The 10,146-nt window shown below is 45.2% G+C and carries 8 protein-coding genes; 6 read left to right on the top strand and 2 right to left on the bottom strand.

What is annotated here, in order from left to right; genetic code table 11:
- Nucleotides 1–271 precede the first annotated feature (271 nt).
- The 4 genes from ACI32D_RS02865 to ACI32D_RS02880 all read left to right on the top strand — a co-directional run bounded on the left by ACI32D_RS02865 (nucleotide 272) and on the right by ACI32D_RS02880 (nucleotide 6,646).
- The gene (locus ACI32D_RS02865) at nucleotides 272–1,705 is read left to right on the top strand and encodes a Rib/alpha-like domain-containing protein (protein ID WP_439775142.1); all 1,434 of its coding nucleotides are present in this window, start codon (nucleotides 272–274) and stop codon (nucleotides 1,703–1,705) included.
- A 573-nt stretch (nucleotides 1,706–2,278) separates the two neighbouring features.
- Complete coding sequence (locus tag ACI32D_RS02870) at nucleotides 2,279–4,042, top strand: hypothetical protein (RefSeq protein WP_439775143.1); 1,764 nt, start codon at nucleotides 2,279–2,281, stop codon at nucleotides 4,040–4,042.
- A 130-nt stretch (nucleotides 4,043–4,172) separates the two neighbouring features.
- Entirely contained in the window at nucleotides 4,173–5,942 is a 1,770-nt protein-coding gene (locus tag ACI32D_RS02875; protein ID WP_439775144.1) for a hypothetical protein, read from the top strand.
- 134 nt (nucleotides 5,943–6,076) lie between these two features.
- Nucleotides 6,077–6,646 carry an NADPH-dependent F420 reductase gene (locus tag ACI32D_RS02880; protein WP_439775145.1) on the top strand — a complete coding sequence of 190 codons (570 nt, stop codon included), beginning with the start codon at nucleotides 6,077–6,079 and terminating at the stop codon, nucleotides 6,644–6,646.
- 82 nt (nucleotides 6,647–6,728) lie between these two features.
- Here the strand turns inward: ACI32D_RS02880 and ACI32D_RS02885 are convergent, their stop codons facing one another.
- Both ACI32D_RS02885 and ACI32D_RS02890 read right to left on the bottom strand, forming a co-directional pair.
- On the bottom strand, nucleotides 6,729–7,715 hold the full coding sequence (locus tag ACI32D_RS02885; protein WP_439775146.1) for a Gfo/Idh/MocA family protein: 987 nt from the start codon (nucleotides 7,713–7,715) through the stop codon (nucleotides 6,729–6,731).
- Nucleotides 7,708–8,358: a ribose-5-phosphate isomerase A gene (locus ACI32D_RS02890; RefSeq protein ID WP_439775147.1), complete on the bottom strand. Its 651-nt coding sequence runs from the start codon at nucleotides 8,356–8,358 to the stop codon at nucleotides 7,708–7,710. The genes ACI32D_RS02885 and ACI32D_RS02890 overlap by 8 nt, the downstream gene beginning before the upstream one ends.
- A 202-nt stretch (nucleotides 8,359–8,560) precedes the next feature.
- Between ACI32D_RS02890 and ACI32D_RS02895 the strand changes: the two genes are divergently transcribed.
- Both ACI32D_RS02895 and ACI32D_RS02900 read left to right on the top strand, forming a co-directional pair.
- Entirely contained in the window at nucleotides 8,561–9,400 is an 840-nt protein-coding gene (locus tag ACI32D_RS02895) for a MurR/RpiR family transcriptional regulator (RefSeq protein ID WP_439775148.1), read from the top strand.
- A gap of 118 nt (nucleotides 9,401–9,518) precedes the next feature.
- A partial coding sequence (locus ACI32D_RS02900) for an NAD kinase (RefSeq protein WP_439775149.1) occupies nucleotides 9,519–10,146 on the top strand: 628 nt, incomplete at its 3' end.

Consider the following 10,146-nt stretch of genomic DNA (forward strand, 5'->3'; position numbering starts at 1 on the left):
ATCAGCTACATCCTACAGAGATATGGACTCAACTTCTTCAACTAGCACCACGCGTGGAACATATAAGTTATTTACCATTAGCTGGGATGCAGGAGAGGAGCCGGTACAAGATCAAGGTCATCTATAATCGGCATAGTGACAAGCTTTCATTGATAAAGAAGCTGCTGGCCTGCTTTTAGTAATCGTGAGGGAAAAGCTATTTGACAAAAAGGGCTTTCAAGTAAAGAATTAAAGTGTGTGATTATCTAATAACATGTGGGAGGATAAAACCATGGACAAGAAACTGAAAGCCATCAGCGAGGTTTCGGTCGCATTGGCTCTTTTAGGCGCCGCGGCACCAGCTGTTGGAACCGCTCCAACCGCTTTGGCGGCAAAGAAGGCAACTAAGAAGAGCACAAAGAAAAAGGCAAAGAAAGCTAAGAAGAAGGCAGTAAAGAAGACAAACGCGCAAAAATACGCGCCAAAGGCTAAGAACGTAACTGTCAAGGCTGGTAGCAAGCTTTCAGCCAAAAGTGTAATCACTAATGCCAGCAAGTTGCCTGCAAAGACTAAGTATGCTTTTTCACCAGCACCTAACTTGAAGAAGGCTGGCACTTATACGGTTAGCGTGATCGTGACTTATCCTGACAAGTCAAAAGATAAGGTCAAGAATGTCAAGATTAAGGTAACCGCGAAGAAGGCAGCTTATAATCCAGCTAAGGCTGCTTATGAGAAGTACAAGAAGCAGGCTGAAGCACTCGGTTCGTTGGAGGACGCGCAGAATGACTTGAGCCAAAAGAAGGCGCGTTTAGATAATGCAAACCAGGCCTACACAGATGCTGTAGATAGATACAATTACAAGGTTGCAGCCGCTAAAGCCAGCTATGATGAAGCTTCAAGTGCCTATGAAGCAGCTGGCTATGACTTTGTCATGAGCAAGGCAACGCCTAACTTTTATCAAGACTCTAAAACTGACATGGCAAACGTTGCTGTGTTGGCAGGCTATGTAAATGGATTAGACGATTCAGTTAAGAGCTTCCTGTCCACGAGCAATTTAAAGAAAGATGTCACTTTGATCAGAGAGCTTAACAGTCTCCGCGCATCAGATAACAATTTCTCTAATCATAATGCCTTAGGGGTCGACTATGATCTTATGGTCTATGCAAGCATCGCCGGTATTATTTCAAATAGCACGAAGAATCATACATATTTTAGGAACGCTCCTACTGAAGTGTATGCTTCCCGTGCTGAGAATTTGGCTTGGGGCTACAGTGATCCATTAACTGGTTGGTACACTGAAGAAAAGGCGATTTATGACGCGCATGGCAGTGGTGTGACTGGCCACTATACGAACTGCATGGGTGATTATGAGTATGTTGGTTTGGTTCTTGATCAAAGTACGGGAACAAGTGCGGCAGATTTTGGCAGAGAAAAGATTTTAACTAGCGAATCGGGGACGCAAGTGACTGTTGATGAATTTGAAGCAGCACTTAATAGTTATGTTGCATCTTATGAGTCAGATATGAATATGGCAAAGGCATCTTATGAACAAACCCAAGCTGAAAAGTCTGAGATCAATGCTGCGCAAGAAAATGCGAACAGCAGTAAAGCAGCATATGACGAAGCTAATGCTAAGGTGAAAGAAATCAAGAAAGTCAATCAGCAATTGGAAAAGGCTTATAAGGCTTACCAGAAGTCTTTGAAAGCCGCACACAAGAAGAAATAATAGTGGTGTAATGAGTTTGGCAAATTAGTTAAGCTTGTTAAAGTATGATCCGATATCTATTCGGGATCATACTTTTTTCTTTTTCTAGATATTTGCTAATTTGGCTATAATTGGCGCTGGGACAAGCATTAAGACTAATAAAATCACTCTGCATACAATAGATGATTTTTTGTAAAAAACTAATTTGACAAATACAGCATTTAGGACAAAAAGTGAGGTGTGTAATGATCTAATAATATGTGAGAGAACAAAATTATACAGTTTTCAAGTTTCTTTTTAACTAATGCTTCTGCATTACCTAAGGGTACTGTATATACTTCCATGGTTCTTTGGGAACTACAGATACATTCGATCCAGGGAAGTATGAAACCTCTTTGACTGTCAACTTCCCAGACGGTAGTCGCTACGACACCGACAACTTCATCGTTAACGTGAAATAATCCCAATAATTCAGTCCACTTTCGGACTGGATTATTTTTGTCTCACAAATCCCAGCGTGCTACATTCCTACTCCAAATCGGGTAAAATAGCCTTAGATACAATTTCGTTTTTTACAAAAAGGGGAGCTTGACCATGCAAAAATCAGCAATCACTAAACTCAAGAAAATCGGCCTGTCAGAGGAGTCGATAGATTTCCTTCTCCAGTTCTATACCGGCGCGGTTAATGCATACGGGATCATCTCCCTTGAAGACCTGTACGGCTTGTACAAAGACATCAAAAGGCAGAACCATGACTACCCGGAAATCACATTTGACCAATTCCTCACTTTCGGCGAAGTCACAGGCAGTAAATTGCTTGAGCATTACGCTATTTTTAGTCCAGAAATCATAAACAAGTACTGCAATGATTCTGGCATCCCTTTAACCAGCCCACTATTGGTTCATGAAAATGTCGCCTGGAAAGAAGACAGTATTCATGAAATCTGGTACCTCTACATGAACCTTTGCGAATTCAGCAGCAAGTTCTACTTGACTCCTAACGACCTCCGCGACTTTGCCGAGCACAAGGAAACAGCCGACGACCGGGCATTTCAAAAAGTTCTGGCAGAGCTGAAGGCTTTTGGCAAACCGCTTGATGAAGTGGAAAGCCAGATCTATCCAAACGACACTGGCCTAAACGAAATCACTAAGTTAGTAACCTATGCCTACCAAACCAGCCCAGGTAATTTGGAGGCAGCTTCTGAAGAATTTGAAAATCTCTCCTTATTCTACCGGCTTGACTATGGCAAACACACTTTCCAGGAAATCAGCACACTGATGAAGAGGGCACTTTATGACCTCCCTTGCTGGGGACTTGGCGGTTACAATTATGGGGAGATGATGGGGATCCCTAAGGAAGATATCACAGAGAATGATTTTTTCGACGATTCTTTCTATAAAGATGATGACGACCTTTTTGAATTTGATGAAGACGATGACTCAGCTGATTCCGGTCAGCAACTTGGCCAGTTGCTGTTGGACCTAGCCAGTGATACCCACCCACACGCCAAAATGCGCAAAAAAGCCAGCTACCCTAAGCGTCTGCTCGATAAGACTATGAAGAAGCGGTATGCGGATGCTGGCTTTGACGAAGAAAAGCTGGACTTCTTGCACAAATTCTTCCAAGCAGCTGTCAACCTCTACGGTGTAATCGAACTCGTTGACCTTGCTCAAATCTACGAAGATATTAAGGGTAAAAATCATTACCCTGACATCAGCGACGATGAATTTATCGCATTTGCTGAACTGGTTCGCCGGGAAAAAGTGCCTTACTATGTTTTTGAACAGCATGAGCTTTTTAAAAACGGGATCGACTCCGAATTTGAACGGATACTTGTGAATGAAGACCTGCTGGGGCCAGATGGCCTAAAATCACTAGAAGGCGTCTACAATATCTACTTTAGCGAGTACGCGAATGTATACTGGGAACCGGAAGATATGCTAGCTTATTCCGGCCACCAGCAGGAGAAGGAAGAGCTGGACATGCTGGCTTACTTTACCCAATTAGGGAGCAGGGATGCCAAGATTGTCAGCCTGGAAAGCAAAAATTTGGCCAGAAAGATCGTTGACCACTTCCTCTGGACGAGCAAGGGCGGACTTGAAGATGCTGACCCAATTCCTAAAGAGGAGTTCCTCCAGCTGCTAGCTAATGGCGGCAAGCCACTTAACAAAGAGGTTGAAAATAAGATCCTCGACTTGATCCATAACTATGACAAGAACCGGCATCTTTATGTCCTCAAGGGTTGGACAACTGATGAGTGGAATTCCAATCCAGACATCCATGGTGATCAAATCCAAAAAATTAAGGCCATGCAGATTCTTCTGGACATGATCAAAAAGCACAAAGATCACGAATAAACCTAATCCAGTCCATTTTCGGACTGGATTTTTTGTCCTCCAAATCCCAGCCCTCCACATTTCCTCCCTAAATCGTGTAGAATATCCTTAGACCTAGCAACGATTTTTTACAAAAAGGGGAAGCTTGACCATGCGAAAATCAGTAATCAATAAACTCAAGAAAACCGGCCTGTCAGAGGAGTCGATGGACTTCCTTCTCCAGTTCTATGCTGGTGCAATTAATGCATACGGGATTATCTCCCTTGAAGACCTGTACAGCTTGTACAAAGACATCAAAAAGCAGAACCAGGCCTATCCAGAAATCACATTTGACCAATTCGTCAGTTTCGGCGAAATCACAGAAACTAACATGGATGTCGATTTCTATCTTTTTAGTGCAGAAGCTATTAACAAGTATTGCAATGATTCCGGCATCCCCTTAACCAGCCCGCTTTTGGTTCATGAACAAATTGCTTGGAAAGAAAATAGCCTTCAGGGCATCTGGTACGTCTACATGAACCTTTGCGAATTCAGCAGCAAGTTCTACCTAACTCCTAACGACCTCCGCGACTTTGCCAAGCATGAAGAAACTGCAGATGAGAAAGCTTTAAAAAAGGCTTTGTCAGAATTGAAGTCTTCAGGAATGACACTTAATAAGGCGCCTAGCCAAATTCGTTTTGGTGACACTGCTTTATATGAGATAATTGCCTTTACACAATACGCCTACCAAACAAGTCAAGGAGATTTGAATGCTGCTGCTGAAGAATTAGATGAACTCTCCAATACTTATCATTTCGACTATGGCAAGCACACTTTTGCAGAAATCTGCACCTTGATGGATCGGGCACTATATGACCTTCCTTGTTGGGGGATGGGCGGTTACACTTATGGACAGATGATGGGGATCCCAAAGGAAGAGATCAGTAAAATTGATTTCTCCGTAGACGATGATGATTTGGATGATTTGGATGACGATTCATTCAGCTTCTTAGATCAAGTGCATGATCTTGATAATAAGGAATACATACTTAGCAATTTGCTAATGGACCTAATCAGCAATAACCAGCCGGTAGATAAGACCGTTAAAAAAGTCAGCTATCCTAAGCGCTTGCTCGATAAAACCATGAAGAAGCGCTATGCTGATGCTGGCTTTGATAGCGAAAAGCTGGATTTTCTACATAAATTATTCCAGTCAGCCGCCAATTTATATGGTGTAATTACGATCGACAGCATCAAGCAGATTTATCAAGAACTAAAGGATAAAAACTCTTACCCAACTATCAGAAAGGAAGAACTTACTAAGTTTGCTGAACTTGTTCGGAGAGAGGACGTGCCTTACTACGTTTTTGAACAGCATGACCTTTTCCGCAACCGGGAAAATTCTCCTTTGGACCGAGTACTCGTCAACGTCGACGTATTAGGTCCGAAAGGCTTGCATTCACTAGAAGGAATCTACAATATCTACTATAGTGAATATGCAAAATATTACTGGTTGCCAAAGGATATCTTGACTTTTACAGACCAGCAGCAAGTGCAAGAAGAATTAGATTTGCTGGCTTACTTTACTCAATTAGGCAGCAAGGACGAAAAAATTGTTAGTCTCGAAAGCAAGGAACTTGCCAAAAAGATCGTTAACAATATTATCTGGACTTGCAAGTGCGGCTTACAAACGGTTGATCCGATTCCAAGTGAAGAGTGGAGTCAACTACTGACTAAAGGTGGTAAGGAGGTTAGCCCAAATGTTGAAGACAAGATAGTTGATTTGATTAGCAACTATGACCAAAACCGGCACTATTATACGCTCAAGGGATGGACAAGTGACGAATGGAAAGCGAACCCTAATGCTATGGGTTATCAAGCATACAAGGAAGAAATGCTTGACATGGTCTTGAATAAATTGAAGAACAAAGATCACGAATAAATCTAATCCAGTCTATTTTCGGGCTGGATTTTTATTTTACTAACTTTTTGTAAGAAAAGCCTTGACTTACTTTTGCCAATCGTGTATTCTTATGATTAACAACTTACAAAAAGAAAGTAAACGAGGTAAAAACAATGAAGGTAACAATTTTTGGCAAGGGCAACATGGGGCAGGCAATCGGCAAGAACTTTGAACTGGCCGGCAATCAAGTTGAATACTTTGGCAATGGCGACAAGGCAGAAAATCTTGGCGACCTGGTAATCATGGCTGTGCCATTCGGCGCTTTGGAAAACATCGCTAACCAATACAAGGACGAGCTGAAGGGCAAGATCGTCATCGACATCAGCAACCCTCTCAACTTCGACACTTGGGACGAGTTGGTCGTGCCAGCTGACTCATCCGCGGCACAATTGCTCCAGTCCTGGCTGCCGGAATCTAAGGTAGTCAAGGGCTTCAACACGACTTTTGCCGCAACTCTGCAAAGCGGAAAAATTGGCGACCTGCCAACCACGGTTCTCCTGGCCAGCGATGACCAGGAGGCTAAGGCAGCTATCAAGGAAGCTCTAGCTGGCAGTCCCTTGCGGGTCTTTGACGCAGGCGCCTTGAAGCGGGCTAGAGAACTGGAAGCAACTGGCTTCCTGCAAATGACCCTGGCAGCCAGCGAACAAATCGGCTGGACTGGCGGCTTCGGCATCGTTGAATAAGCAGCAAAAAAGAGTGGGTTCACTGAACTCACTCTTTTCTTGTATCCAAGTTTTTGAGAATAGAGATACTTATCAGATAAAACTAGTCCTGATCGTCCGGGAACCGCATCCCCCATTGACCTCTAACCGCTGTCAAAATGTGCATCACTTCCCGGGAAGTCTGCAGTTCGCCATCGTCATGGCCCTGCTCCACGTACCGCTGCATGTCAGCTACTTCATAGTCCAGTGCCAGGTCGCTTTTCCCAGCTGTGATTGTCTCTTTACTTTCTTCATGGGCTGACGCGGTGTAGGTAACATCTGCCTGCATGGCCCGCGGGTAGTTGCTGATCTCGACATAGCCTTTAGTACCGGAAATAACGCCCCGCTTTGGCTGCTTGGCCCGCATGGACAGTGCCATCACGGCCAATTGTTGGCGGTCGTTTTTCAAAATAATGCCGGACTGTTCGTCAACGCCTGTTTCAAAAAACTTCACCGTCGTCAAAATATTGTTGGGCATCTCATCTAGGAAGGTCCGGGCAAAAGCCGTAGCGTAGCCGCCGATATCTAAGAGCCCGCCGCCAGCCAGGTCCTTTGAGAAGAAACGGTTGGCCGGATCATAATCCTTCAAACTGCCGAAGTTGACTTGCACCAGCTGGATCTGGCCCAATTTGCCAGAAGCGATCAGCTCCTTGACCTTGCGGTAAATCGGCATGTGGTAGAGAGTAAAGCCTTCAGTTAAAATCAAATTCTTTTCTTTAGCCAGGCTAACCAGGTCTTCCAGCTGCTTTTCGTTGATCGTGATCGCTTTCTCGCAAAAAACATGCTTGCCAGCCAAAAGTGCCTGCTTGGCATATTGGTAGTGGAAGTTGTGTGGGGTGGCGATATAAACGATGTCCACGTCAGGATCCTTGATCATCTCATCTGGGTCAGTATAGAGATGTTCAATTCCTTTCTCCTGGCCAAAAGCTTCCAAGGCTTCTTTATGCGGGTTGGCAACGGCATAGACTTCGCCATTGACCCGCTTTAATGCGTCGGCCATTTCTCCGGCAATCCAGCCAGTCCCGATAATTCCCCAATTGTATTTAGTCATGATTTTCTCCTTTGCCAATTTCAACTGCCTGGCCATCCTGAACAGTGATGATGGAAGTAACTTCTTTATCAAAAAGTGACGAGGCAACAACGCCATTAAAGGCAAGCAGTTGCTGGTTTACTTCTTCGATCTTGTCCCAATTTTCCGCGTATAGATCAACTAGCTTGTTGCCTAAAATTGATTCGTCTTCCCGGACACTGGCCTTCAAAGGCAAGCCGTTAGCAAACCTAAGCAAGGATTTAACAGCTGGAGCAGCTACTTCAAGGCAGAGCTGGATATCTGGATCGAGCTTTTCTCTCATTCGTCCTTCTGGCAAAAGCAGAATGTATTCGCGAGACGCTTGCGCGGCGACTTTTTCAAAAAGGTGGATGCCGCCCTTGCTCTTGAGTGCCCGCAAATCATAATTAACGCTGTCCGCTCCATCAAAGGCCAGGTCAAGCTGGTCTGCTTCTTCAGCGGGCTTGATTGAAAGTCCCAAACTGGCCCCTAACTTCCGGGTCGCCGGGGCAGGGGAGTAGAGGTCAAGGGACAAGTCGTCCTCGGCGATTGCCCTGGTCAGGTCGGCCACGTTACTTCCGCCGCCAAGGGAAACCCTCTGCCCTGGCTGAATCTTCTTCAGCGCGAAATCTGAAACTAAAGTCATCACATTCTCCTTGTAAAAAAACTGTAAATTATTTTCTATACCGCTTGCTTAACTGTAATTTATTTACAAGATCATAGTAAGTAAAAACAGGTAAAAAGTCAATAAATTAATTTACAGTATTTTTATATTGCTGAAATTAATTTACAAGAGATGCTATAATAGCACTAGAAGAAATAAAGAAACAGGAGAAAGACTGGTAAATATGGAAAACGAAGAGAGCATCATCGAGCAGATCCTCCGCCAGAAAAATGATATGTCCCCAAGCGACCAAAAGGTGGCCCAGATTGTCATCAGCAAGCCAGAGGAAGTGGTTAACTACACGATTTCCCAGCTGGCCCAGGCAGCGGGCGTCAGCGGGGCTTCAGTGACCCGCTTTTGCCACAATCTAAAATTATCTGGTTTCCACCAGTTGAAAGTCAGTCTGGCCCGGGTCAAGTCCCCCGTCTCAAGCTTGGCATCCTTGAACCAGGATAATGTCTCTCAGGCCCTGGACCAGATCGCGGCCAGCAAGGAAGACGAAATCGACCGGACTCTCCGCCGCCTGCCAGTCGATATGCTCAAGCAAGTTTTGGATCTTTTGGAAAAAAGCCGTCTGATCCAAGTCGCGGCTGAAGGGGATACCTATCCAGTCGCTGAAGACGCGGTCTACAAGCTGAACCAATTAGGCATATTGGCGATTTCCAGTCCGACCATGGAAACTGTGATTGGCCAGACCATGAATATGGACAGCAGCGACTGCCTTTGGCTGATTTCCAATTCTGGTGAATCATCTGGTTTGTTAAAACTGGCTGATTTGGCCAAGGAAAAAGGAATCAAGGTCATCTCGATGACCAACCGGCCAGATTCTCCTTTGGCAGGGAGGAGCGATTACCATCTGACAACCGCGATCGGCCAGACAGTCTTGCAAGAGGAATACCTCTTTTCCCGCCTGGCTTCATCGTCCTTGGTTGAAGCAATCTTCCTTTTGCTCTTGAACCGGGATAAAAAGCGCCTGGCCCACATCCAGGCCCATGAGAAGCTGATCGCTGACCGGAAGGTGTGACGATCAGCTTTTGGCGTGATCTGATGAAAAAGTGGAATCCTATGATGTGTTTTCTGCTTCTGGTTCTTGCTAAGATATAGGCATGAAATCCAGCAAAAGTAAAGAAAGAGCAGAAAAAATGACTAGAACTTTCGCGATCGTACACCGGCCAGATGAGTATTCAGCCAAGATGGCTAACAGTATCCGCCAGGCTTTAGTGTCCTGCGGTTTCGAGGAAGATGAAGACCACCCCCACGGGGTAATCGTTATCGGCGGCGACGGTACCTTTATCTTTGCCGTTCACAAGTACCTGGACATTTTGGATGAAACTGTCTTTATCGGCATCCACTCCGGTACCCTGGGCTTTTACATGGACTACAAGGACTCCGAATTAGGCGAGTTCCTAACCGATGTGATCCCAGGTCAGTTGCCGGTTGAAGAATATCCGCTGCTGCAAGCTGAAACTTCTCAAGGGACATACTACGCCGTCAACGAGATCCGGATTGAAAACCCGGTCAGAACTCAAGACATTAATTTGTCACTTGACGACGTAGCCTTTGAAGAATTTCGGGGCACTGGCCTCTGCATCTGCACGCCACTTGGCAGCACGGCCTTCAACCGGTCCTTAGGCGGGGCGGTTTTGCAAAAAGGCCTGCCGCTTTTGGAAATTACGGAAATGGCCGGCATCCACCACAGCCAGTTCCACTCACTTGGCGCGCCTTTCGTGATCAGCGCGTCGGCGATCAGCTCGACGGCCTCGATCCGCT

The organism is Lactobacillus sp., from assembly GCF_051873315.1.
Lineage (GTDB): Bacteria > Bacillota > Bacilli > Lactobacillales > Lactobacillaceae > Lactobacillus.

Bases quoted from the DNA above. Each gene is read 5' to 3' on its own strand.
- ACI32D_RS02885 (WP_439775146.1), bottom strand. From the start codon at position 7,715: ATGACTAAATACAATTGGGGAATTATCGGGACTGGCTGGATTGCCGGA.
- ACI32D_RS02875 (WP_439775144.1), top strand. From the start codon at position 4,173: ATGCGAAAATCAGTAATCAATAAACTCAAGAAAACCGGCCTGTCAGAG.
- ACI32D_RS02870 (WP_439775143.1), top strand. From the start codon at position 2,279: ATGCAAAAATCAGCAATCACTAAACTCAAGAAAATCGGCCTGTCAGAG.
- ACI32D_RS02880 (WP_439775145.1), top strand. From the start codon at position 6,077: ATGAAGGTAACAATTTTTGGCAAGGGCAACATGGGGCAGGCAATCGGC.
- ACI32D_RS02865 (WP_439775142.1), top strand. From the start codon at position 272: ATGGACAAGAAACTGAAAGCCATCAGCGAGGTTTCGGTCGCATTGGCT.
- ACI32D_RS02895 (WP_439775148.1), top strand. From the start codon at position 8,561: ATGGAAAACGAAGAGAGCATCATCGAGCAGATCCTCCGCCAGAAAAAT.
- ACI32D_RS02890 (WP_439775147.1), bottom strand. From the start codon at position 8,358: ATGACTTTAGTTTCAGATTTCGCGCTGAAGAAGATTCAGCCAGGGCAG.